Genomic DNA, 26427 nt, shown 5'->3' with positions numbered 1-26427 from the left:
CCCTAACATTGAAAGATATGTCTCAAGAAGAAAATGAAAAGAAAAAGGAAGAGCTTTCCAACGAAAACCTGCAAAAGACTAAGAATAGTGACGGGGAAGAAAGCCAGGAAAATGTAAAGGAGGAAAATTCATTTTCTAAACCTGAAGACGAAAAGAAAACTGAAGAAAAACAATCCCAGCCATCAGATTCAGAGGAAAAAGAAAGCGAACTGGAAGGAGCAATGGTTGAAGAGGCTACTTCAGGAAAATCTTCCAAAGACAAAGAGATTGCTGATAGTTTGGATGAGTCGATGCTAGAAGATGATGAGCAAACTGACTCAGAGAAACCTACCGAAGATAAAAATACTGATAAAGAAGAATCTTCCAAAGAGGAACTCTTAACGGAAGCTAAATCAGACAAGGAGGTCATCGAAGAAGAAGAAAAAGAGGAAGAAGAGCAAGAAGAAAAGGAGAAGGATACGAAAACTCCAAAAGATGCCCAGGAGGATGTTGATGAGGCGGTTGCAGAAGACAGCGAAGACGAAAGTGCCGGCGAGCGCCATAATATTCCGCAAAAGGATTATCACTCTATGAGCAAAGAACAGCTCGCCGATGAGTTGGAACAGCTATTAAAGTCTGAAAAAGTACAGGCTATTAAAGACCATGTTACTGAAATCCGTACTGAATTCAATGCCAAGTTCGAAGAGGAATTAGAGGAGAAAAAAGAAGATTTTCTAGCTGATGGTGGTAACATAATAGATTTCCACTACTCTACTCCACTAAAAAAACGCTTCAATTCCCTGATTTTTGATTATAAGGAAAAACGCAATAAATATTATCAGCAGCTTAAACAGGATTTGAATAAAAACCTGAAAACACGCCTGGAAATCATCGAAGAATTAAAAGGTTTAATTGATGTAGAGGAAAATATAAACACCACCTACAAACATTTTAAAGAACTTCAGGACCGCTGGAAAGTTGCAGGGCCTATTCCCCGGGATCAATACAATAATGTCTGGAACACCTACCATCATCACGTGGAGAATTTCTATGATTTCCTGCATTTAAACCGGGAATTTCGAGATATGGATTTCAAACATAATCTCGAGCAGAAACTCAAGGTTATAGATCGTGCTGAGGAGTTATTGCAGGAGGCCGATGTAAACCGTGCTTTTAGAGAGCTGCAGATGCTTCACAAAATGTGGAAAGAGGAACTCGGTCCTGTTGGTAAAGAGTTTAGAGAGGAAATTTGGGAGCGTTTTAGCTCAACGACCAAAAAGATTCACGATAAGCGTCAGGAATATTTCAACCAATTAGACGAGCAATACGAGGAAAACTGGAAGAGGAAACAAGAAATCATTGAACAAATCGGGCTAATTGCCAAAGAAGATTATACCACTCATAATAAATGGCAGCAAAAGATCAAAGAAATTGAAGCCTTACGAGAAGCCTTCTTTAAAGCAGGAAAAGTGCCTCGGAGTAAGAATGAAGAAACCTGGAGCCAGTTCAAACAAGAGGTTAGGAAATTTAATCGCAATAAGAATTCCTTCTATAAAAATCTCAAAAAGCAGCAATACGAAAACCTCGAAAAGAAAAAAGAGCTTATCAAAATTGCAGAAGACAATAAAGACAGCGATGATTTCAAGACGGTCACCCCGCTGATGAAAAAGATTCAGGCCGATTGGAAAAAGATCGGTCATGTTCCTCGCAAGGACAGTGATAAGGTATGGAAACAATTCAAGGCGGCATGTAACCATTATTTCGATAGGCTCCATGCAAACCGAAATGAGGAAAACAAAGAAGAGTTTGAAGCCTATGATCGAAAAAAGGAGATTCTCGAAAAATTAAAATCACTCGAACTCAGTGGAGATAAAAAGGAGGATCTACCAAAGATTAAGGAATTAATTGCAGCCTGGAGAGAGGTGGGCAAAGTGCCTCACAACAAAAGATTCATCGAGGGGAAATTTAACAAGGCCCTGGACCAGGTATTCAACAAGCTCGATATGGACAAGACCAAGGTCGAGATGATGAAATATGAAAACAAACTCCAAAGCATCAATGAAGCTGATGATGACCGGCAACTGCAAAATGAACATTATTTTCTCACCAAAAGAATTGAAGAAACCAAGGCTGAGATACGACAATTGGAAAACAACCTCCAGTTCTTTTCCAATGTAGATGAAGATAACCCGCTGGTTCAGGAAGTCCACAAAAATATTGCGGACCACAAGGCACAACTGGAAATTTGGGAGGAAAAATTGCGCAAGATCAAATCGCTTTATTAAAATTCCATCGGGATGAAATGCACCTTGTGCAGTGCTGAAACTCGTGCATTCCGGAAAATTAAAAACCGGAAATATGTCTGCTGCTCCAATTGTGAAAGTATTCTGCTTTTACCTGAGTATTACATCCCAGAAAATGCGGAAAAGCAACGGTATTTAACCCATAATAATGATATCGAAGACCCCCGTTATCAGCAATTTGTAAGCCCGATAACCAGCCGGGTATTAAGGGACTTTTCTCTTATCCATAAAGGCCTGGATTATGGTTGTGGCACCGGGCCTGTGGTGGCATCCGAACTTGCAAAAAAAGACTTTTCAGTAGCCTTGTATGATCCTTTCTTCCATCCTGATAAAAGCGCATTGAAAAACACTTATGACTTCATTATTTGCTGTGAGGTTATGGAACATTTCTATCAGCCCGAAATGGAGTTTCGGGAACTTTCAGGAATTTTGAATCCCGCAGGAAAACTCTATTGCAAGACTTCACTTTTTTCCAGGGATATTACCTTTGATTCCTGGTACTACAAAGATGATCCTACCCACGTATTTTTCTATACTGAAAAAAGCCTGTTCTGGATCAGGGATAATTTAGGATTCAATAAGGTCGAAATTATGCCTGATCTACTAGTCTTTAGTAAATAATCAAAGTGATTTCGCTTCATTCCAGAACACATCCATTTCCGCCAGGCTCATGTCTTTTAAGGCCTTGTTTTGGGCGCTGGCTTTTTGCTCCAAATACTGAAAGCGTTGAATGAATTTCTTATTGGTTCTTTCCAGGGCATTTTCAGGGTTGATTTTTAGAAACCTGGCATAATTGATCATGGAAAAAAGAACATCTCCAAATTCAGCTTCTATTTTCTCCTGGTTATGCGCATTAACTTCATGCTGCAATTCCGCTAACTCTTCCTGTAGCTTTTCAAAAACCTGCTGGGGCTCTTCCCAGTCAAAACCAACTCCCGCAACCTTATCTTGAATCCGGTTAGCTTTCACCAAAGCTGGCAAAGATTTAGGCACTCCTTCCAGTACACTTTTTTTACCTTCTTTAAGTTTTAAATTTTCCCAGTTGCGTTTCACTTCATCTTCATCGGCAACTTCCACATCACCATAAATATGAGGGTGCCTGTCTATTAATTTATCGCAAATACCATTAGCGACATCTGCTATATCAAAGGCCTTTTTTTCACTTCCTATTTTGGCATAAAATACCAGATGTAATAACACATCCCCGAGTTCCTTTTTTACCTCTTCTAGGTCATTATCAAGGATGGCATCCCCAAGTTCGTAAGTTTCTTCAATAGTGAGGTGTCTAAGGGTTTCCATGGTTTGTTTACGGTCCCAGGGGCATTGTTCTCTCAGTTCATCCATAATAGTAAGCAACCGGTCAAATGCTTTAAGTTGCTCTTCTCTGGTATTGATCATACACTTTCGATTTTGGATAAAAATAGAATAATTAAAACATTTGCTCAAACCTGAGCCCAAGAAGATGTGATTAACTAAAGAGTAAGCAATGCCAATTTCACAGGCTAAACTATCTCAGGGTAATGCTTTTAGGAAATTTCTGCTTTCAAGAGCAAAAAATTTTCTTTATCCAGTGCTGGTAATTTATATTTAATTCTCAGCTGATAATTGATTTTTCTATCCATTCCATAAAATTCCCCCGAAGAGGAATCAAACCCACCAAAGGCGGTATAGGCAATACTAGTCACTGTACAATTGAATAACTTTCGCAGCTTCAAGGCATCGCATTTATTCAATCTATAATGTGTAACCAATTTACGAAGTCTTGTAATATTGAAATCATAATCCTTTTTCATAACCTTATTAGACATTAGGATTGTTCAAATTAATTAGTCATCAGTGATTATTTCTAATCCCAGGCTATTCGGTCTTTTATTTACTTAAGCGAGGACAATAAAATTAATAAACAATTCTTCCACGGGGAAGAAAACCTACATAAAGAATTACTAAAATTTTATGGCATATTGAACGGGATTTAAATTTAATAATCGGCTAATTAATAAAGTCTTTGGCTCGATGGAATTAGCTTACTTCTTTATTCAAAGTTGAATTTTAACAAGCATTTATCACCTAAATCTAAACACAGGGGTTAATTTAGATATCATCAAACCAGTGGAACTAGAATAAAGCTTTATCATGGGTAAATGGTGTCTATTAATATTCATAGTCTTTCTAACCGGATGTGATATTCCAAAGGATCCTGAAAATTCATGGTCAGAGGCACAAAAAGAACATTTGATTATTGGGATAGCCGAGAATCCCCCATATATTAATTATAAAAATGATTCTGTTTGGGGCAGTGAAATTACACTAATTCAAAATTTTGCATCAGCACATGATCTAAGGATAAAATTTATTAAGGGATCAGAAAGTGAGCTCATCAAAAAAATTGAAGATTACCAGATACATTTTATGCTGGCTGGATTAGATAAAAAATCTCTGTGGACGAAGAAAGCAGGCGCTAGCCTGCCTTACGACGGCAGCCACGTAATTCTGATACCCAAGGGGGAAAATAAACTTCTTCAAAACCTTGAACTCTTTTTACTTGAAAAATAGCAGGAAATGAAAACTATTCATGATTTTGAATTACCAAAAAACTTAGCCCCTTCTTTGGCCAAAGCAAAAAAGCTCGAATGGATAACCTTATTCTATTTAATTTCTGTCACTATTTTAATGTACCTGGTCATGGGCCAGTCACAGGCTATGAAATCAGCCTGGCTAGAAGATCTTCTCAGTTTAGTCCCCTGCATTGCTTTCCTGATCGCTACACGTGTCAATACAAAAAAGCCTAATGCTAGGTTTCCTTATGGTTATCACCGTGTTTTTTCAATTTCATTTCTTACCGGCGCCCTGGCCCTTTTTGGAATGGGTATTTTTCTGGTTTTTGATTCCAGCATGGCTCTTTTTAAAGCTGAACACCCTACTATAGGAACCAGGGAATTCTTTGGAAAGAATATATGGATGGGATGGGTTATGATACTTGTCCTTATTTATAGCTCGCTACCGGCTGTTGTATTGGGTTTTAAAAAGCTACCGATCGCCAAAAAGCTTCATAATAAAATTCTTTTAACAGACGCCCAGGCTCAAAAAGCAGATTACATGACCTCTTTCGCTGCCATTGTAGGCATTTTAGGGGTTGGAGCAGGTTTTTGGTGGGCAGATGCCGTAGCCGCCATTTTCATTTCATTTTCTGTACTAAAAGATGGCTTTACCAATTTGAAAAATGCAATATTGGACCTGATGGATCGCCATCCTGTAACTATTGAAGGCCATAAAAATGATCCCGTAATTGAAGAAGTAGAAGGTCTGGTCAAAAACCAGTCCTGGGTTAAGGATGCCAAGGTAAGATTTCGTGAGAATGGACAAGTGTATTTTGGGGAAATAGCAGTTATTCCAAATCAGATATCCTTAGAAAAAATTGAAGATACTTCTGCGTTAATTAGGAAAAAACACTGGAAACTTCATGATTTTACCATTGCCCTGGTAGAAGAACTCCCAGACTGGTAATTCTTTAATGACTTGCCATTACCCCCTACACTTAATCAATTTCAACCTGTAAGAAAAAGCGAAACCGATAAAGTCCCGCTTTCCTATTGGTTTAGAAGAATAATTTTATGCCACCATTGACTACAAACCCGTCTACAGGAGCATAAATATCCCTGAATTTTGGATCAGAAACCGATCCGGTAAAAATAGAGTCAAATCTTGTCTGTCTGGTGTCCGTGAAATTTTCAAAATTCAGGAAAATAGAGAAATCCTCCCAGAGTTTTTCCATCATTAGGCCAAAGATCCAATAGGATTGGCCAGTGCCACCGTCGCTCAATTTTTGTGGGCTGAAATAATAACCTTCCAGACCAATCTTCAAAGATTCCTCCAATTCATACATCAGCACATTATTTAAACGATGCCTGGATACCAAAGGCATATCAAAACTATTCCCATTTTCAGTACGGGAAACATCAGCAAAAGTATATCCTGTAAAAAGTTTAAAATCCTTATATCCAAATTTTAAATTTGCTTCGATTCCTTTACTTTCGATAAACCCATCAGGCTGTACATACTCAAAAAGCCCTTCCTGGGTATTCTGCAAAATAATTGGTTTATCAATCTTTGTATAGAAGAAAAGCGTATTACTGGTAAATTCAATAGTCTCAAATAGCTCAGTGCGGTAATTAATATCGAAATTTCCTCCGATGGAATTTTCTGCTTCAGTGTTGGACACATCGATAGGCAGCACATTTCTGAACTGGATTCGCTCAGCATCCTCAGTAAATACAGATGGGGTTTTATATCCCATTCCCCCACCAATTCTTGTGGTCAGAGCGTCACTGATGTTAAACATCGCTGAAATTCTAGGTAAAACAAACCAGCCATATTCATTTTGGTAATCAGTTCTAAGCCCAGTTTCCAATTGGAAGACTTCGCTGGCATTCCAGTTATTCTGGATAAAAGCTCCATAGGTTAAATGCCGGTAATCGACCACCGGAGTTTCTGATATCACATCCTGATCAAATTGGTCCACCCATAAATTCAAGCCTCCTATCCATTCCATGGTTTCGGTGCCCATGACAACAGAAGCCTCATTATAAGAGGCAAACTGATTTCCTGCAAAAGCATAATCGCCGGTCTGAATTTCGCGATCGAAAAAACTAAAGCTATTTTTAAGGTTAAAACGATTGCCGTTGCCCCAGGCATGTTCAAAACCAGATTGGACTGTGGTCCTGGCCGTGTTATTTCTTTCATAATAAGGATTCTCTACATCCTCGCCTTCTAAATAATCAATGCTTCCCCCGGTGCGTTCTTCTACCGTAGTATTGACCCCGATATCCAATTTAGAATTTTTACTGAATTCATAAAAAATTCTGGGGTTTACCGTATAGCGGTTAAACTCCGGAATGGCGGTTAACCCAATATCCGCCGGATCATAGGGAGTCCCTATATTATAAGAAGCAAAAACAGTAGTACCCAGTTTACCGTAGGTGTCGGAATAAAATCCGCTCAGATCCAGTCCCAAAGCCGAAGTGGCATTGAGCATAAAATTAAGTTCCTTTTCTTCCCCCGGGGTTTTGGAAATAAGATTGACCAGACCCGCTATGGCACCGCCTCCGTAAAGTGTGGATGAAGAGCCTTTTATCACCTCTACCTGTTGCAAATCCAGGGGTACAATCTGCAGCAAACTAAGGCCACCGGAAAATCCGGAATATAAGGGGTACCCATCCTTGAGCAGTTGCGTGTATTTACCATCAAGTCCCTGTATTCGAATGCTGGAATTATAGGAGGTTGCCGAGGTCTGCTGCGTTTGAATTCCTGTCGTCTCATTGAGCAACATTCTTATATCACCGGGTTTCATATTGCCTTTTTCGGCTAATTCTTCCCCAGAAATAACCTCAACCCGGGTAGGAAGATCGGCAATACTTCTTCGCGATCGGGTAGATCTTATAACTACCTCATCCATGTGTTCTCCACTTGGGCTCAAGAAAACTTCAAGGGTATCGCTTTGAGCTCTTGGAAAGCTTAGGGTGAGCTCTTCTGTGGTAAATCCCACAAAACTAAAGGTAATGGTTTGTTGGCCATCAGGGATTCCTTCTAAAGTCAGTTTTCCATCAATATCGGCCGTAGTACCAATTTCCGTGCCCGCTATAAAGGCGTTAGCGCCCAGTAAAGGCATATTATTTTCAGCATCTTTTACAATGGCATCCAGGGAGTTCTGTCCCATAATATTCATTGCGATCAGAAAGACCGCAAAATTTAAAATCTTTTTTATCATTATTAAAGGTTAAGGTATTAATCCAAAAGTGAATTCAAGAAATAATAACCTGTTTGGGGGGCTGCCATAAACGCTCTGAATAATCAGTTTCCACACTATTGAAGTCAAAACCGAAAACCTCTTTTAAATCCTGTGAATAAATAATATCTGAAATGTATTCTTTGTCTAGCTGAGATACGAAGCCGACACAAGCACCACAGTTCATAAAAGGTGTGCATAACCCGCAATCCTTATGTGCGGGAGCCTGTTCATTTTCATACATTAAAGTTAAATTCGGCCTCTGGCAATCCTCATCCGAACAACGAGGATATATGGAAATAAGCAGACAGAAAATACTAAAAATAGGAGTCAGAATTTTCATAGGTGCAAAACTAAAAAATTTTTATCCTGCCAGGAACATATTGCCATAAAAAAGGACCGCCTTTTCAGCGGTCCCCAAACAACTAACACTTACTAATTATCTAAAGATAATTCAATCAAACAATCCAATTACTGCAAAAACAGGCAGATGGTCTGAAGCATAAGTTTCATCAATTACTTTATGTGATATGGTATTCAATTTATCATCCGGATGTTTATAAGCTATAAAATCAATGGCCCGTGTAGGTTGTTTCACCGGAATAGTCGGTGGACAGGCTCGACAGGTCAAGCTAAAACCTGATTTTAAAAGATCAATGGTTTGAGAACCAGGTGCGGCATTAAAATCACCGGCCACAATAACAGGCTCCTCCATTTTTTCTGAAATTTCTAAAATCCGGTTTATTTGTCGGATTCTACTGGGGGAATCGGTCAAATAATCCAAATGGGTACTGCCAAAAATAAGTTCACTTCCATTAGGCAACTGAATCTTTCCTGTGGCCAAAACCCTGCCTTCTGTATCGGCTTCCGGTGCATTGGGTAATGGATAGGCCGTGCCTTCTTCTATAGGATATTTGGAAAGAATGGCATTTCCATATTGCCCACCATCGTAATCAATGGCTTTAGCAAAATAAAAATGCATTCCTAGCTTCTCAGCTATTAAGGCTGCCTGATTTCCCTGTCCGGATCGTTCCGTATCAAAATCCACCTCCTGAAGGGCCACAAGGTCGGCGTCCTGCTGCGCTATGACCTTTACAATTGCATCAATATCTATGAAATCCGGTCGAGATGGTGGATTGGCATGATGAATATTGTAAGACATTACTCTTAAGGAATCCGAGACTTCTGTGTTCTCCGATGAATTTTTCGGCTTATCCTCACCTTTATCCTGGCAGGAGAGCAATGGCGCCGCCCCTACAACGGCACCAATTAAAATTTTTAACAACATTAATTTCATATCACTTAGTTTACTTTCTACCAACTTGGGTTTTGTTCTAATTTTTCACATGTAATCTACAGCTCTTTAATCTTAATATTCCTGAACCAGGTATAACTTCCATGGTCCTGGAGTCCAATTAGGCCGGATTTAGCTTTTCCGTATTCGGGATAGTCTTTCCATTTCCCTTCCTTTTTACGCTTTTCCCAATCTGCTGACCATGGTTCAAATTCAACAGTTTTCTTTCCGTTCAACCAGTAAGTCACTTTTTCTTCGGTAAATCTGATTCTTGTAGTATTCCATTCTCCCACAGGCCTTAGGTCACTTTGGTCATAATTGGGGTCATACATTCCGTAATCTGCCCCAATTGATTGCCATAGCTCAAGTTTATGAGGAAATCCTTCCTGATCAATAATTTGATATTCCGGGGCTGCGAAATATGGTGAATCAAAATTTTTATCTTCAACGACGTGATAAAATACTCCACTATTTCCTTCCGGGGAGATTTTCCATTCCAGGTAGAGTTCAAATTCGTCAAACTCTTCCTCTCCATAAACGATATCACCACCAAGGTCACCACCTTCCCCTAAAGATTTAAGCGTGTTATCTTCCACGATCCACCCTTGAGGCAATCCAGTTCCCTTTTCACCATTATAGGCTCTCCACCCTTCAGCGTTTTCTCCCTCGAACAAATATTTCCATTGATCCTCCGACTGTGTATTTTGGCTTACCTCCTCACTGGAAGCAACTTCTTTCTCCACATTCTTCTCTGAATTTTTACAGGCAATTGTTAAAATGCCCATCATAGCTGTTATAATTACTTTTCTCATTTTATCAGTTTTAAGAATTAAACTCTTTTCATTTTTACCGGATCCCAGTTGATGAAGGTATTCTCCCTATAACTATCATTGCATAAAAGTGCAGGCGCTGCCGCCCTAAAGCCAAACACAGGATCCTCTACTACACTGCCATTTGTTCGTATAGCATTAAAGAAATTGGCAAAATGATCATAATGAGCCCCTTTATAACCTTTTTCAGCTTGAAAGAAGGTTTCAGAGGGAGGAAGGATCTTCTTACGGTCGTTTTGGGCTGCACTTTGTTCTTTAGCTTTTTCAGCCAGGAATGGATCGATTCCATCATCCAGGTCGTTTTGTTTTAAAAGGACATCATCCCAGGTAACTTCCATTGATCCTTTATTACCAACGATTTTTAAATAAGTACTTCCACTTGTCCCATCAACAAAATTGCATCTTAGGGAAAGGTTAAACCCAGGATGTCTCTCATTTTCCGGATAGTCAAACATTCCCAGGAGGACATCAGGCACTTCCCTGCCATCTTTCCAATAACGCAAGCCACCGGTTGCAGCTACCTTATTTGGACCTAAAGAATCAGTGATAAAATGAAGACTGGAAAAAAGGTGTACAAAAAGATCACCTGACATTCCCGTTCCATAATCCCGGTAATTTCTCCACCTGAAAAAACGCTCCTTATCAAAGGGTCGTTTGGTGGTATTGGCTATAAATCTCTTCCAGTCAACTGTTTCTGGTGAGGCATCCTCGGGTATCGGATATTGCCAGGCACCAAGTGGAGAATTCCTCGCCCAGAATCCTTCTGCATAATTAATCTCTCCAATAGCTCCTTCTGCTAGTAATTGCTTGGCTTTTTCATTACCCAGGGAAGAAAGTCCCTGACTACCTACCATATAAACTTTTCCTGATTTTTTCCAGGCTTTAATAATGTCCTGTCCCTCTTCAACCGAATGGATCATTGGTTTTTCACAATACACATGCTTTCCGGCCTTTAAGGCATCCAAACTTATTTGTTTATGCCAGTGATCCGGGGTACCTATTATAACGGCATCGACATCTTCTCTTTTTAAAATTTCCTTGTAATCCCGGGTGACAAAAATATTATCCCCCCATCGTTTTTTTGCCTCATCAATTCTTCCGTCATACAGATCACAAACAGCTAGCATTTTTATTCCATCATGCCTTAAGGCTGTTTTGGCATCCGATACACCCATGCCTCCTGCACCGATGAGCGCTATACCTATTTCCTTATCCCCGAAAACCTTTTCGTTCCTGTTTAAAGAAATCATAGGCCTATGTTCAGAGGCAAATGCCGAAGGAACAATAGCTGCCGTTGCACCGGCAATTCCTAAATTTTTTAAGAATTTACGTCTGTTATTTTCCATATTTAATCTTTGTTTATTTTTTCTCTTAACTGCCGTAAAACTAAGGGCTGAGGATGTAGTGTTTGGGGTAATAAATGGGGTAATACCAATAAAAAATTGAGGTTTTTTTAACTTTAAGGGATTTTCATGGAAATTCTAAGGAAAATTGATGGGGAGAAATAAGAAATAAGTCCATTAGAACCAATGATGGATACATCAAGTCTAATCCTATAAATTTAAATTGGAAGGAAAAGTTAGGTTTATCATGGAAACCTGGAACACTAATTAAGGTAATAGCGCTTGAAGAAAATTCGCTATGATTCCTTTACCAATTTCAGAAATTCCGGATCGATGTTTTCATTATACAGGATTTCATATTGCCTTTTATAATTTTCAATCACCTTTCTGGCGGACATATGCCTTCCTTCTTTTAACAAACACTCCACTTTTCTTTTAATTGCGGTCTCAAATAAAGGATCAATCACCAAAATAGCGTTGATGATATCAAGCAGTTCTGAAGTAGAATAATTTGGTGAAGATTCTAAATGGGGCGTAAGCAAATCCAGTATTGCGTTATTATACTCGGATTTTAACTGATCTAACCATTCATATTCCATCTGAGGCAAGAGAGGCCCTCTAGCAACAATCCTTGAAAATTCTAACAGGCTAGGTTTATTTTTTAATTCTGTAGGTTCAGCCGACAAAAAGTGAGGAGCAAGTTCCTGAAGTTTAAAAATATCAATACTTACCTCGGGCCCCTTTAATATTTGCCATTTTTTATCTTTAAAGCCTATTTCAATGGAAAGGTTATCTTCAAAAATTTTTCTGATCTCTTTAATTTGAGTACTCCGGTTATTCTTTTTACTCTGGGAAGTAAAACCAGGCCAGAGAATTTCGCTCATTTTTTTTGAGCTAATCCCACCTTCTTTAATAGTGTAAATAAGAATTAAAATGATAAGCTCCTTTCTTTTTGGGGAAAATTTATAAGTCATATCCTCCCCCCTATTATTCCATACCTTGAACCCATTCAATAATATCAGACTGTTCTTGTTAGTATGCGGCAAGGGATCGGGAACATAAACTTTTTTATTAATACCATTTTTATTAAACCACTTTTTCCCAAGTAATAATATAGGCACAACAAACAATAATGAAATAGGAATCCACATCAGCCAAGGATTTTCCTCCTTGGCCGAAGTATTCATAGATTGATAAACCTCCTTGATTTCCTGATCATTAAGGGCGCGATCCCAAATGTTTAATTCCGATAATAAGCCAGCATAATATTGTCCCCATAGGTTTGTGCCAATAAGTAAGGCATGATCCGTTTGTTCGATATCAGATGCAGGCACGGATTCTATCAGCTCGCCGTTTAAATAAAAATATAGTTCTTTACCAGGAATATAGACCAAAGCAATATGACTCCATACATCGGGTTTGATGATGGGTTTTGAAGTAGTATGGTCTTTTATCCCTGGGGTTGTAAATCGAAGACGACCATTGAAAATTTTGGCTGAAAATGCTTCTCCCTTACCAATAAGACTGTAACTGCCGCTTACTTCTGATGGTTTTATCCATGCCGAAATACTTAATTCTTCCAGCTCCCCTTCAGGAACACTCCGGATATCTATATAACTGGAAACCCCATTGAAGTCAGCTACCAAGCCCTTATGGGGATCTTTAATAAATTCAAGATCAGTATGGGTACTTTTATCTTCCGGATGGGCCAAGTTTATAACTTCTTCTTCCAAAGGCAGTGAATACCTAAGCTTTTCCTTTAACTCATATTTGTAGGCACGGAAGATCTTTGGTCCATTAATCCGAGTATTTTTATCGGTAAAATTATAAATATCCGGAGAAAACATAAACCCTCTTTTCTGAGGAGTTAAGGTAGAATCCTGGGTACGAAAAATTCCACATGTTTCAAGACCGGGATATTCTTTCCAGCCAATATTATTTAATTCTTCCCCATTGAATAAAACCACTGCCTTGTATAGTGGTTTTCGGGCAAAACTTTCCTGAAGTTCGGCTAAATCGCTGATGGATTGTAAATGAATAAAATCCGGCACGATGCCGAATTTCTCCGTTAGATTATATTGAATATCCTCAATAGCCTCGGAATTATTTAAACTATCAGCGCATACCCAATTGAATTTTTTACAGGAAGTATTGCCTTCAATGTCATGCTCCTTTAATTCGAAGAAATCGAAGTGGCTATGAAAATCCTCCCGAGTTACCAGGTATAATTGCGCATCCTGATTTCCATACATCAGTATATTCTCCGAAATTTGTATGTCTGTGGCAAAATTTTGCTTATAAAAAGCAATATCGTTCTCCTGGATAAACAAAATAAGTTTTTTCCCCTTATGCTCTTGCAAATAATTAGACAAGACCGTGGCAGTGGAGCTATTGAATTCGGATTTTTCAATCTGAAAAGCTTCATATCCTTTTTGTAGATTTTCCTTAAGGTCACCAAAACCCGTTCGGGCTATCACAGGTGCTTTCGATCCTTGTTGAGCCGATCCAACAATACTCCAAATAAGAAAAAAGTATAACAAAAATTTTTTCATATTATGTCTTCCGAAAACCAGTGGCAATTTTGGCCAAAAGGTAGAAATATTCGGCCAAGTTAGATATTTATATTGAGGATTTTTATAACATTTTTCGTTCCGAAATACCCATTTCTCATAGAATATTTTCACCTCAAAAAAATTCTTATGGTTACCATACAATTAGCAAGTTGAATTACAATGATATCCATCTCTATTTCCAGATCCTGAAGATCAAAAAACCTGTCTATACCAGCTATCCTTACTGGTCGGCTTTCTCTGGGCTAGGGTACAAAAACATGAAGTCAATAATTCCTTAAGCTTTTTAAAGATGTTGGAGTCTTTTTACTTTATCCACTCCCTCACTATTGCAGGCGCTATAGTTAATTTTCGCAATCCCTCCAATATTTCGTTCAAAACCGGTTTTAATCAATAAAAAGAGCAGCTCCAGAGAGCTGCTCTTTATTGAGAATTTTATCAAAATTCAATTCTCTAACCTAATAACTTATTTACAGTAACATCAAATTTTGCTATAAAATCCTAGCGGGTGATTAATGTTACAGAATCATTTTTAGTATCCTGGATTTTGAGTTAAACCTGGTTCAACCTTAAGGTTGCTTTCATGAAATGGCCATAGGTACATATGAGGTTCAAAATTTCGTTCCTCAATGAATAATGATTCTAATTCACCATCTACCATACGCGTATGGCCTAAGGCTGGTTTGTTCAATACCTCCTCTGCAATTTTCCATCTAATTATATCATCATACCTAACACCTTCAACAGCTAGTTCTATTCTTCGTTCATTTCTGATTAGGTCAATCCACTCATCCTGACTATACGAATCGTAATAAGGTAAAGTCACATCAGCTTCACTCATATCCAATCCTGCTCTTTCCCTTATTTTATTAATAGCCTCTTTTGCCAAAGGATCGATATCATTCATCATAATTTTAGCCTCGGCATAAGTAAGAAGAACCTCGGCATATCGCAATAGCGGAAAATCCATGTCTCCACTACCAGCTCCCCTAAAGGCATCATCTTCGTCTACGAATTTTTTAAACCAGTATCCCGATGGACTAGCCCTGGTTCTTTCATGAAACATGGGATTGTTCTCGTTGTATATATCGATTTGATCTTCATAGAAGATATCTCCATGGCCCATGATACTGGCCTCATATCGAGGATCACGATTTAAATTTGGATTCAATTCATATTCCTCCTTGGAATAATTAGGATCTTCATCAATACTACGTCCCTGCAGCGTCCAGTAGGAATCAACCAAACTCTTCAAGGGAACGATATAAGATTGTCCCGGGCCGGTTCGGTAATGAGGGCCTATATGATGGAAGGAGTAGGTGCCACCAGAATGACTTGACATGTCCTGCCACATTATGAACTCGTTGTTACTATCAGTACCTTCATACTGAAATAATTCCTCATAATCAGGGTACAAACTATAATGTCCACTATCCATAATTTCCTTAGCCAATCTTGCAGCTAATTCATAACGCTCATTATAGAGGGCATAACGCATTATAAGAGCTTTTAAAGAGTACTGATTAAACATATACTTATCAGAGGTATATTCATCCTCAGGCAAATCGTTGGCAATTCTTTCAGCTAGCGGAAATATGGTATCGAGGATTTCTTCCTTAGGAGTAGTTGGCTGTGTAGCCTCTTCAATATTTGCCGGTTCTAAATAAAAAGGTACATCTCCCCAATGAAAGGTTAATTTAAAATAATGCCAGATTCGCAAAGCTTCCAGAATATTCTTGTATTTGGTTCTGGTAGCCTCACTTTCAACATAAGGTATATCTACATTGGCAATAAAGGTATTTAACCTACCGAGGTGTTTATTATGCAAATCCCAGTAATAAGCCATTCCATCTGTAGTGCTGTTTAACCGCCCGTTGGCTATTTGTTGATGATGATCATCTTCGATCCTTGAATAGGCGTTATCTGATCTTCCATCAAGCATATAAAAAAGATTCTCCCTATAGCCTGCATGGGTAAAAACATCGGTATAACTACTATAAACCACCCGTCTCAAATCTTCTTCATCATTAAAGAATTCATCAAAACCAGTAGCAGTAGGATCTGGTCTGTCTAAATAATCATCACAACTGGTAAAAGCCAGGGCAACGAAACAAATTATTATAAATCTTCTCATAACTTTTAATGAATTTTAAAATATTAAAATAAAATCGCTCTTAAGCCAAGACTATAGCTTGCCATTCTTGGATATGCTCCATTACCACCATCTCTTTCCGGTTCAAGCCCTTCCCAATCAGTCCAAGTAAAAGCATCCTGAGCATTAACATAAATATTTAAGTTCTTTATTTGGCTACCAACCTTAGGTATAGTATACCCCAACCTCAGGGTTTTAATCCTAAAGTACGCTGCGTCATCTAACCAAACATCACTAAGCACGGCATTTGGACTATTTCCTGTCCACATTCTCGGGAAGCGACTTTCCCTTGTTTCCGGGGTCCACCTGTTATCCATATAATACTGTCTGGGTGTTCCCAAATTATTGGCCGAGCCGTCCATGAGTACCGGGTAACCTTCCAGGCCTCCTAGTCTGCCGAGTCGCTTTCCAACTCCCTGTCCTAAGGCCCTAAATTCCCAACGCTTATAATTCATTGTAAGATTGATAGAATAATTCATATGCGGAAAGGGATCTCCAAGATCGATCCGATCTTCATCATTAATAATTCCATCTCCATTTTGATCTACATACCTAATATCTCCAGGACGAGTATTAGGTAATGTTGCAGCGGCATCTACTTCGGCTTGTGTTTGAAATAATCCGTCGCTTTCATAACCGTAATAATTGTCAATTCCTGTTCCACGGTACCAAATTTTATCATCGTTACCCTTAAAGATTAGCGTATCGCTATTTTTGTAACCGGCTTTTAAAACCTTATTCTCATTATCGAATACCATACCGCCGACGCTATAGGAAAAATCTCCAATTTCATCACTCCAGGTTGCAGAAACCTCCCAACCTTTATTCTCAACGGCTCCGATGTTTACTGAAGAAGTAAGGTAGTATGATCCTGTTAAAGGAGGTACTGGAAAATCGCCATAGATCAGGTCATAGGAATATTTGCTATAAACATCCCCAGTAATACTTAACCTATTATCCAGAATTCTGGCATTTAGCCCGATATTCCATTGTTCCTGTTTTTCCCAGGAAAATTGAGGGTTAGGAACTCTCATAGTCCACCCCCATGTATTTACAGATTCTTCCCATAAATAAGGAGCAACATCTTCGTTTCCAATAAGTCCTAAAGAAGCCCTTAGACGCAAGCGGTTTATCACCCCGCTATCTATAGCACCTGCCATAAATCCTTCATTATGGATATTCCAGCTTACAGCTCCGGAGGGGAAGAAGCCCCATTGGTGTCCAGGAGCAAATTTACTACTCCCATCAGTACGAACCGTCCCCTCTAGAATGTAGCGATTATCAAAGGAATAGTTAAGTTTTCCAAAGAAAGAAGATTTTGCGACCTCTCTGAAATCAGTATAATTGTAATTCATAATTTCAGTACCTCCAACTAAGTAGATACGATCCTTATCCTGTCGCAAACCACTTTCAAAGTTAATTAATCCACGGGCAGTTATTTGGCTTGAGCTAACACCCTGTGAGGCATCTACTCTATTGCTCCAGACATCGACAGGAACACCATCTCCATCAAAGAACCGAGCAGTTGCTCTTTCCCATTTTCTTGCTGACTTGTTTAACAAATATGAGACATTTCCCTGTATACTTAACTTATCACTGATTGTATAAGTGGGTCTTAAGTTCACTGTACTTCTATCATGCAAAGCATGCCATTCTCCACCACGATTCATGCTAGCCACTGGGTTCAAGTTATCGTGGAGAATATAATGGTCCTCAAGATCCGAATCATATTCTACCGCCTGAGTTGGATTCATCTTCCAGGCTTCGTTATAAAGACCATGTCCATTTGTAGCCGCATATAAGCGGTCTACCTGTAACTGATGCGCATAAAAATCCGCTAAGAGTTCGAAATTATCACTAATCTGGATATTGGTATTAAAACGCGCACTGAATTTTTCAGAACCTTCTAATTCATTCATACCCGCTTCTTCCATATAGCCAACCATCAGGTTAAAAGTCCCAATACCTCCTCCACCTGAAATACTTGCGGAAGTATTGTGGGAATAGGAGGTTCGCTCCATTATTTCCTCCAACCAGTCAGTTTCGGTATATTCCCCAGCCTCAGCCAAACTGATTTCTTCCTCGGTAAACCTCAAAGATTCACCCTGGTAGCTTCTTGCTTCATTATTAAGACGCATATAATCCGCAGACCCAACTAAATCCGGTAAATCAATAGGATCATTTACTGCAAACCAAGAATGGAGATCTACTTTAAACTCTCCAGTTCCTCCACGTTTTGTTTCAATGATTATTACCCCATTAGCACCCCGCGATCCATACATGGAGGCAGAAGCCGCATCCTTTAAAACTGTAATACTGGCAACCTGGTTAGGGTCTACATCCGTTAAGGATTGTTCCATTCCATCTATAATAACCAATGGATCAGAATTTCCTAATGTTGCTATACCTCGGATGTTAATATCTCCAGGAACAGAACCTGGTAAATTATTACCTTGTAACATTGTCACTCCGGGGATTGTCCCGCTGAAGGCTTCCTGTAGTTTCGATATAGGGCGCTTATTGATTACGTCCATATCCAACTCTGCCACAGAGGAGGCAATATGCTCCCTATTCACTGTGTTATACCCTACCAGTACCACTTCGTCCAATTCAGAAGCCTGAGGTTGCAGGGCGACTTCGATCTGAGTTTCACCATCAACTTCTATTTCAGCAGTAGCATAACCAATAAAGCTAATTTCTAAAACGGCATCTGGAGAAACACTAAGAGTGAATTCTCCATCAAAGTTGGATTGAACCCCATTGGGTTTTCCCTTTTCAATAATATTTGCCCCGGGAACAGGAATGCCAGATTCAGCATCGATAATCTTTCCGTTGACCGTTATCCGTTGCTCTGGTATACCCTGACCTTTTACTGGTAAAACCAGAAAAAAGCCCAGAATAAATAAAAAATATTTAAAAAGTAATTTTGTCTCCATTTTCTATTTTTTCATTAATAAATTATTAACACTCCCAAATGTAAAAATATAATAGAAGGAAACAAATAAAAAGCAAAAAAAATTAAATGAAACATTGATATTTTAATAATACCAACAAAAACAATAAAGAATAAATCTAACGGAAGAGAAGCCCTTAATATCATTTCTTACCTTTAAAGGGATCGGGGGAAAGAAAAATTCCAAGAGAAATCATATCTTAATTAATGATCTAATAGTGTTGAATCCAAGGCATAAGAGGCTGGCATTAACCCCAAAAAAATCATTGAAAGCTTCTTCTAGTTAGCATGCACTCGATTTAATCTGCCTCTTTCTAAATTATTAGAACTTCTTTTCTTCGAAAGGTTAACACCTTAGGACTCTCAGAAAGGTTCAGGAATAAATTAAGCATAGAAATCTTATATCCATTGTATTCGACCTGTAGGAAATCTAAAATTTGAGTTATCTTCTCTGGTAAAGCCGCTATTATTCCTATTATTTCCCTAAAAAAGAAAACATAAAAATGCTTTAAAAAATAAAAAAAGCACATCTTTGAAATTCAGTAAAGATTTAAACAATGGGGACCATAGAAAGACATCAAAAAATTATAGAACAAATCAATCAACATGGTCAGGTAAAAGTACAGGACCTATGTAATGAATTTGAAGTTTCGTCAGTTACGATACGAAAGGATCTGAAACTCTTGGAGGACAAGGGAATCCTTTATCGCATGCATGGGGGAGCAACCAAAAATAATCCCTATACGACAGACAGACACATTAAGGATAAGGAAAAATTGCATTTTTCCGAAAAAAACCAGATTGCAAGGATTGCTGCTGATATGGTTACCGCCAATGATTCTATATTAATTGGTTCGGGTACTACGGTCCTGGCATTGGCTAAATTGATTGAGCCCCAGGAGAATTTAACGGTTATTACCTCGGCCTTAAATGTAGCCCTGGAATTAAATAAGCATCTTGAAATAGAGGTAATTCAACTGGGAGGAATCTTACGTAAAAGATCTTCTTCAGTAACCGGATTATATGCTGAAAATAATTTATCAGATTTCTCCTGTTCCAAATTATTCCTGGGAGTAGACGGTATCGATCTCGAGTTTGGACTTACTACAGCCAATATCATGGAAGCCCGTCTTAACAGAGAGATGATAAAGATTTCTCAGAAAACCATTGTATTGGTGGACTCCACAAAATTCGGAAAAAGAGGCTTTGGCCGCATATGCGGTTTTGAGCAGGTAGACCAAATAATTACAGATAATGGAATTTCAGAATTTACCAAGGCTGAATTGGAAGAGCATGGTATTAAAGTTACAGTGGTGTAATTGATTTACTGCTTCTATGGTTCCTAAACATCAGTTTTCCCCCAGCACAGTTTGCAACTGACCAAAAATACATTTTACAAGTTTTATTACCTCCAAAAAAAAATAAACAAAAAAACTGGAAAACCCCACTATGAGATCTTCCAGTTTCTAATCTTCTTAATTTAAAAAATGGTTATTTAAAGGAAATTATTCCTTAGCTACCCCCGTACTCTTGGTATTTTGTCCTTTCATTGGCCATGCGGAATCCGCCGGACCTTCACCTTTGTTAATAGCAATTTTATAAAGCTTTATAGCGTTCGAATCAAAAGCTTCGACAAAAACAGTTCCGTCACTTGCAATGGTCGGAGAGTTCACTGATTTATCTCCTAATTGAAGTTCGATTTCAAGTTCTCCATCTGGATCCACAATTACCAATCTTCCATCTTCTGTACCTACATATATATATCCATTGGCATCTACTGCTGGTACACTCTCGGAAACAACCGCATTTAAATAGGTCCATTTAATGCTGCCGTCTTCAGGGTTTAATGCGATCAATCCTCCTGTTGTTCCGACATAAAGATCACCTTCAGGCCCAACGACCACACCGGACTGAGCGGCATTGGCTTCATATTGCCATTTAACAGACCCGGATTCCCCCTCATCAGTTATGGCTACAATATAAGCTTCATTTGTATAATAAATCGTACCATCGGCATCAATAGATAAGGAAGAACCATGTCTCCGACCTCCTGGTCCGACCGGCGCGTCCCATTTATCTGTTCCGTCTTCAGTATTAATTGCGCGTACCTGTCCACTACCAGTATTCAAATAATATACAGTTTGTTCATCTGCACTGATGACCGGGGCAGAATACATGGAATTATTACCATTGATTTCCCAACGAAGATTACCATCGGAATCCCAGGAATACATTCCTCCTACTCCTCTAGTCAATCTTGTAGAGTGGTATACATTCCCTTGTGAATCAACAGCCGGGGTACTATTAGATTGATCTGCACCTGTAGCTCCACTCCACATTAAGGAACCATCGGCAGAATTCAATTTATTAATAGCCCTGTCTTTGCTCCATGCATTAATTAAGATATTTCCATCAGGAGCAATTGAAGGAGAATTCGGAAGGTCGGCACCAACTGCATTGGATGCCCATTGTAATGAAGGACTGTCCCCTTCATCTTTAATAGCTATTACTTTACTTTCTTCATTTGCCCGTGATTCTAAGTAATAAATGATGCCATCATCACCAATAACAGGAGCACTAGACCCGTCGTTAACCCCCTTAACTTCAGTTCCAGTAGTGTGCTCCCAGATTATTGATGCCATATCAGGTTCCCCTAAAACCGTTACGGATTTTGAGGTGCTGTATTCCTGGGTACCATCTGAAACGACAAGTGTAACTTCATAGGATCCTTCTCTTTCGTACACAAAAGTAGGATCCATCTCCGTTGAGGTACTGCTATTGTCATCTCCAAAATTCCAATTCCAGGAAACTATTTCAGTGGAGCCCGTTAATTGTTCTCCATAGAAGTTCATTTCCTCTTCAATAATTGGTTCCTCCGGGGAATAAGTAATCTCGGCTAATGGACCAATGTCGGTATCAAGAGGAAAATCATCATTTTCGCATGCTAAAAAGCCGATGGCTATTATAAAACTTAACAGTAAAATTTTTCCATTTTTCATTCTATTATGGTTTTGGTTGAAAAATCATTTTGATGAAAATCAAAAAGGTTTCTTAATTTTTTTAAGACTTACAGCCAAATATAAAAACAAAAACCAATAATATGAAATAAAATGAAATAAATAAAGGGAATGTTTTTATTACAATGACTTCTATATTAATTTGGTTTTGTTTTACTTTTTATAAAGGCAGGCAAATAAAGGAAATGTTACAGCTGTAAACTTTTCTTAGAAGAATGGTAGTGAATATTATTTAAAATCTCTTTGTCGCATGAAAGGTATCCGGAAAAGCCATATTATTCCGATAACTTTTCACCATTAGAAAGGAACAAAGGTTCTCGGAGGTATTTAATAGGAGGCAAAAAATTTAACCGACCAATTTTAATTCAAAAGGGAGGTCTATAGAATGCTATAGTACGGCCCCGAAAATTACCGGGGACTTTTTATTTTCAGGGTTTTTCGATCACTCGTTCCGGGTAATCGGTAATAATACCGTCTACTTTTAGCTCGAGCATCCTTTCTATATCCTCCTCTTTATTTACCGTCCAGGGAATCAGTCGCATCTCCAGGGCTTTTACAGAATCCACAACTTCCTGGTTTTTAAGAAGTTTAAAATTAGGGCTGTAAATTTCAGGAATGAATTCAAGTTTTTCCAGGTTTTCCGCTATTCCTTCTTTAGATACCAGGTAGGCAACTTCAATATCCGGATAAGACTCATTCAATTCATTTAAAATATTGACATCAAAGGACTGCACGTTAGCCCTGTCCTTTATCCCTTTTTCTTCGATGAGCTCAACTACGAGTTCAACAAACTCTGCCGGTTCAGGCTGGTAGGTCCCGTATTTACTGGCTGTGGACTTGATCTCGATATTATACTTAATCTTATCCAAATTATTGGCTTGAATATAATTTTCTACCGTATCGATAAGCTCGCTCAGTAAAGGTTTGTAGGTCTTCTGGGTTTTTTGATCCGGGAACCTACGGTTTCCGCGAGACCCGCTGTCATACTGCTTGATACTATCATAATCCATCGTATACAGATTATACTTATCCTGGTCCTTTTTGGAGATGCTGTCTCCTGAAGGGGTGAGCATATAAAGACTCAACATGATTGGTTCGTGGGAAACTACAATTTTTTTATCCCGGGAGACCACTACATCCAGCTCAAGCACATCAGCTCCCTTTTTAACGGCACTCAAAAAGGCGGGGATGGAGTTTTCAGGAAAATTCCCCCGGTCTCCTCGGTGTCCCTGAACTTCCACCCTATTATTAGATATCATGTCCTGATCGGATGTGGATTTCTCATCGGATTTCTCATTTTCCTTACATCCAATGACGGAAACAAGAGCTATACATAAAAGTGATTTCAAGAAATTCATTTTCAAATTGTTTTTGTGTTTTGTTTGGAAATAGTCTTAATGATTTTTAAAATACAAGGTCTGCAAAGGAATCGCTTAATATTATATTATCATAACCATAAGATGCTCCTGAGGTCCAGGTATTACCAATCCTAATTCTATTGAAACCATATTTACCATCCGGCCATTCGATCGAAACATCAGCATCCTCAATATCAGGTGTCCCCTGTGGATCAGGGTTTCTCCATACGTGTAAATATGGATTTTGATCAGGGCCTTTCATTTCAATTTTAGCCACAAACCAGGTTTTATCGGTATCTTTGCTATCCTCAATGATCACCCTCCCTTCAGACATTCCACCAATTCCTTGTTTTTGTGTTTTGTATGGTGTACCAATAATTAGCAGCTCATTACCATCTTTATAGAGGCCCAAGCCCGCCCAGGTCCCTACTTGTTTTGGGGAAAATTGAAAACCTAACCAATAGGAAGCATTTGCTGTATTTTCCCAGGTACCTGCTAGCATTCTGTAATAGTTAATATTTTTATCGTCACCCGCTTGAATGGTATAAGCATGCTTAGCATTTTCCGAATCATCTTCAGGCAGGTTACCTTCTGCGATCAAAAACTTACCGGAGCTTTGTTCCCATGGGCCTCCCCAGCCATTTGAATTTCCTCCTAACCCGTCAATATCCATTGTTTCCCCATTGAGGGTATAACTGTCAAAATCTTCTATAGCATAGGTACTGTCAGCTATGTTTTCCTCACCGCTACAGCAAATTACCGGAAACTCTTTTAGACTTTCAAAATAATCGTTGTATTGATCATATACCTGGGGATCTTCAAGAATCAAACTGGTCTCGTTATTGTATTTGTAGGCATTATTGGTAAAATTCTGGCTCCCAGTCCATACAAATTTCGAATCTGTACCTTTCCAGGCCCCCTCTATGAGCATAAATTTAGAATGAATATTTGCCCTCTGAGACATGTCAAATATAAATATATCCACATTATCTCTCTTGGCAAAAGTCGCCAGACGGTCCTGGATTGATGAAGCAATATTGCTTTTAGTAACGATTTGTATCTTAGCTCCAGCAGCTTCGAGTTCCTGTAGTTTATCTATAATAGAGGATCGAGAGGCGGACCAACCGGACATACCTATTTTTATTATAGCATTACCCAGGTCATCAATTTCATCCAGAAGATCAATCACGTTATCACTTCCTATTTCACCTCCATTTCGACGAGGATAAAAATAGGCATGAACCCCTTGAGCTTCATCATGAAATTCCCGGTATTCATAATTCTCCATCCCCCCTGCAGCATATTTTTTCATATCCTCCCAGTACTCTTTATAAGCTTCATAAAGCCCAGTATGGGTAAGGGTAACTGCATCCTGAACTTTTCGAGTTCCAAAAGCGGTATAGTTATGAGAAGATTGATGGACCACATTTTCGACCAATCCTCCAATAGTTTCAATTTCACTAAACAACATGAACTTATTATGATTGATTGCAATGGCCCCTGCTGTATTATTAACTTTTACTAACTCAACATTTTCTACATTGACCAAAGCGTCAGCATATTCACTATTATTTTCAATAAGGTCCGTCCCATGATCGCTGAAATCCATCATTAGTTTAATTTGCACTCCTCTTGCGGCTGTTCGTTTCAAGGTTGAAAAAAAACCGGGTAAATCATGAAAAGCAAACACTGCTATATGAACCGTTGATCCTTCTGTAGCGGCATTTAAGAGTGAAGTCATATGGTCTACAATTTCATAAGAATCTTCTCCATTCAAAATTTTGTCTACATTGTTAAAGGTAACATCGGGAGATTCAAAATCAATCGCTTCCACCTCTGATGGAACTTCCTTATCAGGAATTTCTGTTTCCGAAGGTTCATCTTTACTACAGCTTAGGCTGAGGGTAAGTAAAAATGTAAAAAAAAGACTCTTAAATATTGGTGACTTCATCATTCCTAAAAAAGTTTAACTGTTTAGTTTTGAAACTGAATCAAATAAACAAACAAAATTAAAGATAATCAAAAATAATATAAAAAAAGTTCATTTTATTTGTTTTAGTTTCAATTAATAATATATTTGAATAGGAGGCCATAGTTGTAAAGGTCTCTGATCGAATAATTAATAAATAGGCAACACTTAAAACATCCATTGAAAATGAAACACTTCCTCCCATTATTCTGCATTTTATTTTTAAGTACATCAGTTATGGTATCCCAGAATACTGAAATTGATAGTTTACATAGACCCAGAAATTATCACATTAAAGTAAATCAGTTTAAAGGTTATCCAGATTCGAATGAGGATGTGATATTTCTTGGTAATAGTATAACTGCTGGCACTAATTGGAATGAACTGCTGGGCTTGGAAAACGCCAGAAACCGAGGAATTTCAGGAGACACTACATTCGGGATTCTAGAAAGACTTGATGAAGTAACCCAGGGAAAACCTTCAAAGGTCTTTATCCTTATAGGGATCAACGATATTGCAAGAAATTATCCTGATGAGACCATTATCCGAAATTATAAAAGAATATTAAGCAGGATAAAAAAAGAAAGCCCGGATACCGAAATCTTCATCCAAAGCATCCTTCCGGTCAACAATACCTTTACCAGGTATAAAAACCATTATAACAAGGATAATCATATATTGGCAGTGAACAATGCCCTGGAAGAAATGTCCAAAACGTATAATGTTCACTTTATTGATATACATCCCCACTTTTTGGATGAGGAAGATCGTTTGGACAGGAAGTTCACCGAAGAAGGTTTACACCTAAATGCTCTGGCCTATAAAACCTGGGCTAAAATTTTAAAACCCTATCTTCAATAACGCAAAAAGGCCCCGA

Annotated in this window: 19 protein-coding genes; 6 read left to right on the top strand and 13 right to left on the bottom strand. The window is 38.5% G+C overall.

Annotated elements, in window-relative coordinates; all coding sequences use genetic code 11:
* The first annotated feature begins 17 nt into the window (after window positions 1–17).
* Together ACW6NC_RS12140 and ACW6NC_RS12135 are read left to right on the top strand one after the other, a co-directional pair.
* Complete coding sequence (locus ACW6NC_RS12140) at window positions 18–2264, top strand: DUF349 domain-containing protein (protein WP_457866374.1); 2247 nt, start codon at window positions 18–20, stop codon at window positions 2262–2264.
* A gap of 12 nt (window positions 2265–2276) precedes the next feature.
* A complete protein-coding gene (locus ACW6NC_RS12135; protein ID WP_457866373.1) occupies window positions 2277–2903 on the top strand; it encodes a class I SAM-dependent methyltransferase in 627 nt (208 codons plus the stop codon).
* On the opposite strand, the gene mazG is transcribed toward ACW6NC_RS12135, so the two are convergent.
* A complete protein-coding gene (gene mazG, locus ACW6NC_RS12130; RefSeq protein ID WP_457866390.1) occupies window positions 2904–3677 on the bottom strand; it encodes a nucleoside triphosphate pyrophosphohydrolase in 774 nt (257 codons plus the stop codon).
* Between the two features lie 131 nt (window positions 3678–3808).
* On the bottom strand, window positions 3809–4075 hold the full coding sequence (locus tag ACW6NC_RS12125; RefSeq protein WP_457866372.1) for a hypothetical protein: 267 nt from the start codon (window positions 4073–4075) through the stop codon (window positions 3809–3811).
* A gap of 340 nt (window positions 4076–4415) precedes the next feature.
* Here ACW6NC_RS12125 and ACW6NC_RS12120 point away from each other — a divergent pair, with 340 nt between their 5' ends.
* A complete protein-coding gene (locus ACW6NC_RS12120; protein ID WP_457866371.1) occupies window positions 4416–4835 on the top strand; it encodes a transporter substrate-binding domain-containing protein in 420 nt (139 codons plus the stop codon).
* A gap of 6 nt (window positions 4836–4841) precedes the next feature.
* Window positions 4842–5786, top strand: coding sequence for a cation diffusion facilitator family transporter (locus ACW6NC_RS12115; protein WP_457866370.1), 945 nt, complete (start codon window positions 4842–4844; stop codon window positions 5784–5786).
* Between the two features lie 91 nt (window positions 5787–5877).
* On the opposite strand, the gene ACW6NC_RS12110 is transcribed toward ACW6NC_RS12115, so the two are convergent.
* The 8 genes from ACW6NC_RS12110 to ACW6NC_RS12075 all read right to left on the bottom strand — a co-directional run bounded on the left by ACW6NC_RS12110 (window position 5878) and on the right by ACW6NC_RS12075 (window position 19189).
* Complete coding sequence (locus tag ACW6NC_RS12110; RefSeq protein WP_457866369.1) at window positions 5878–8046, bottom strand: TonB-dependent receptor; 2169 nt, start codon at window positions 8044–8046, stop codon at window positions 5878–5880.
* A gap of 34 nt (window positions 8047–8080) precedes the next feature.
* Window positions 8081–8407, bottom strand: a complete 327-nt coding sequence (locus ACW6NC_RS12105) for a hypothetical protein (RefSeq protein ID WP_457866368.1) — start codon at window positions 8405–8407, stop codon at window positions 8081–8083.
* Between the two features lie 111 nt (window positions 8408–8518).
* Entirely contained in the window at window positions 8519–9361 is an 843-nt protein-coding gene (locus tag ACW6NC_RS12100; RefSeq protein WP_457866367.1) for an endonuclease/exonuclease/phosphatase family protein, read from the bottom strand.
* 56 nt (window positions 9362–9417) lie between these two features.
* A complete protein-coding gene (locus ACW6NC_RS12095; protein WP_457866366.1) occupies window positions 9418–10170 on the bottom strand; it encodes a 3-keto-disaccharide hydrolase in 753 nt (250 codons plus the stop codon).
* Window positions 10171–10187: 17 nt separating this feature from the next.
* Window positions 10188–11534 (bottom strand): Gfo/Idh/MocA family protein, encoded by a 1347-nt coding sequence (locus ACW6NC_RS12090; protein WP_457866365.1) that lies wholly within the window; start codon window positions 11532–11534, stop codon window positions 10188–10190.
* 293 nt (window positions 11535–11827) lie between these two features.
* Window positions 11828–14083 (bottom strand): LamG domain-containing protein, encoded by a 2256-nt coding sequence (locus ACW6NC_RS12085; protein ID WP_457866364.1) that lies wholly within the window; start codon window positions 14081–14083, stop codon window positions 11828–11830.
* A 550-nt stretch (window positions 14084–14633) separates the two neighbouring features.
* Window positions 14634–16235, bottom strand: a complete 1602-nt coding sequence (locus ACW6NC_RS12080; RefSeq protein ID WP_457866363.1) for a RagB/SusD family nutrient uptake outer membrane protein — start codon at window positions 16233–16235, stop codon at window positions 14634–14636.
* Between the two features lie 23 nt (window positions 16236–16258).
* On the bottom strand, window positions 16259–19189 hold the full coding sequence (locus tag ACW6NC_RS12075; RefSeq protein WP_457866361.1) for a SusC/RagA family TonB-linked outer membrane protein: 2931 nt from the start codon (window positions 19187–19189) through the stop codon (window positions 16259–16261).
* A 574-nt stretch (window positions 19190–19763) separates the two neighbouring features.
* On the opposite strand from ACW6NC_RS12075, the gene agaR reads away from it, so the two are divergent.
* Window positions 19764–20525: a transcriptional repressor AgaR gene (gene agaR / locus ACW6NC_RS12070; protein ID WP_457866360.1), complete on the top strand. Its 762-nt coding sequence runs from the start codon at window positions 19764–19766 to the stop codon at window positions 20523–20525.
* Between the two features lie 186 nt (window positions 20526–20711).
* Here agaR and ACW6NC_RS12065 read toward each other — a convergent pair whose 3' ends face one another.
* The 3 genes from ACW6NC_RS12065 to ACW6NC_RS12055 form a co-directional block, all read right to left on the bottom strand.
* The gene (locus tag ACW6NC_RS12065) at window positions 20712–22205 is read right to left on the bottom strand and encodes an outer membrane protein assembly factor BamB family protein (RefSeq protein ID WP_457866358.1); all 1494 of its coding nucleotides are present in this window, start codon (window positions 22203–22205) and stop codon (window positions 20712–20714) included.
* Between the two features lie 446 nt (window positions 22206–22651).
* Window positions 22652–23581: a glycerophosphodiester phosphodiesterase family protein gene (locus tag ACW6NC_RS12060; protein WP_457866357.1), complete on the bottom strand. Its 930-nt coding sequence runs from the start codon at window positions 23579–23581 to the stop codon at window positions 22652–22654.
* Between the two features lie 46 nt (window positions 23582–23627).
* Window positions 23628–25535 carry a phospholipase D-like domain-containing protein gene (locus tag ACW6NC_RS12055; protein WP_457866355.1) on the bottom strand — a complete coding sequence of 636 codons (1908 nt, stop codon included), beginning with the start codon at window positions 25533–25535 and terminating at the stop codon, window positions 23628–23630.
* Between the two features lie 201 nt (window positions 25536–25736).
* On the opposite strand from ACW6NC_RS12055, the gene ACW6NC_RS12050 reads away from it, so the two are divergent.
* The gene (locus tag ACW6NC_RS12050) at window positions 25737–26411 is read left to right on the top strand and encodes a GDSL-type esterase/lipase family protein (protein ID WP_457866354.1); all 675 of its coding nucleotides are present in this window, start codon (window positions 25737–25739) and stop codon (window positions 26409–26411) included.
* Window positions 26412–26427: the final 16 nt, after the last annotated feature.

It is taken from the genome of Salegentibacter profundi, from assembly GCF_054121475.1.
Note: the sequence above shows the minus strand (reverse complement) of the source record. Positions and strands in the feature narration are given on the sequence as shown.

What these genes read in the sequence shown, in the direction of transcription:
- ACW6NC_RS12115 (WP_457866370.1), top strand. Translation starts at nt 4,842, where the DNA reads ATGAAAACTATTCATGATTTTGAATTACCAAAAAACTTAGCCCCTTCT.
- ACW6NC_RS12095 (WP_457866366.1), bottom strand. Translation starts at nt 10,170, where the DNA reads ATGAGAAAAGTAATTATAACAGCTATGATGGGCATTTTAACAATTGCC.
- ACW6NC_RS12050 (WP_457866354.1), top strand. Translation starts at nt 25,737, where the DNA reads ATGAAACACTTCCTCCCATTATTCTGCATTTTATTTTTAAGTACATCA.
- ACW6NC_RS12125 (WP_457866372.1), bottom strand. Translation starts at nt 4,075, where the DNA reads ATGAAAAAGGATTATGATTTCAATATTACAAGACTTCGTAAATTGGTT.
- agaR (WP_457866360.1), top strand. Translation starts at nt 19,764, where the DNA reads ATGGGGACCATAGAAAGACATCAAAAAATTATAGAACAAATCAATCAA.
- ACW6NC_RS12085 (WP_457866364.1), bottom strand. Translation starts at nt 14,083, where the DNA reads ATGAAAAAATTTTTGTTATACTTTTTTCTTATTTGGAGTATTGTTGGA.
- ACW6NC_RS12105 (WP_457866368.1), bottom strand. Translation starts at nt 8,407, where the DNA reads ATGAAAATTCTGACTCCTATTTTTAGTATTTTCTGTCTGCTTATTTCC.
- ACW6NC_RS12055 (WP_457866355.1), bottom strand. Translation starts at nt 25,535, where the DNA reads ATGATGAAGTCACCAATATTTAAGAGTCTTTTTTTTACATTTTTACTT.
- ACW6NC_RS12090 (WP_457866365.1), bottom strand. Translation starts at nt 11,534, where the DNA reads ATGGAAAATAACAGACGTAAATTCTTAAAAAATTTAGGAATTGCCGGT.
- ACW6NC_RS12110 (WP_457866369.1), bottom strand. Translation starts at nt 8,046, where the DNA reads ATGATAAAAAAGATTTTAAATTTTGCGGTCTTTCTGATCGCAATGAAT.
- ACW6NC_RS12060 (WP_457866357.1), bottom strand. Translation starts at nt 23,581, where the DNA reads ATGAATTTCTTGAAATCACTTTTATGTATAGCTCTTGTTTCCGTCATT.
- ACW6NC_RS12100 (WP_457866367.1), bottom strand. Translation starts at nt 9,361, where the DNA reads ATGAAATTAATGTTGTTAAAAATTTTAATTGGTGCCGTTGTAGGGGCG.
- ACW6NC_RS12135 (WP_457866373.1), top strand. Translation starts at nt 2,277, where the DNA reads ATGAAATGCACCTTGTGCAGTGCTGAAACTCGTGCATTCCGGAAAATT.
- ACW6NC_RS12080 (WP_457866363.1), bottom strand. Translation starts at nt 16,235, where the DNA reads ATGAGAAGATTTATAATAATTTGTTTCGTTGCCCTGGCTTTTACCAGT.
- ACW6NC_RS12065 (WP_457866358.1), bottom strand. Translation starts at nt 22,205, where the DNA reads ATGAAAAATGGAAAAATTTTACTGTTAAGTTTTATAATAGCCATCGGC.
- ACW6NC_RS12120 (WP_457866371.1), top strand. Translation starts at nt 4,416, where the DNA reads ATGGGTAAATGGTGTCTATTAATATTCATAGTCTTTCTAACCGGATGT.
- ACW6NC_RS12140 (WP_457866374.1), top strand. Translation starts at nt 18, where the DNA reads ATGTCTCAAGAAGAAAATGAAAAGAAAAAGGAAGAGCTTTCCAACGAA.
- ACW6NC_RS12075 (WP_457866361.1), bottom strand. Translation starts at nt 19,189, where the DNA reads ATGGAGACAAAATTACTTTTTAAATATTTTTTATTTATTCTGGGCTTT.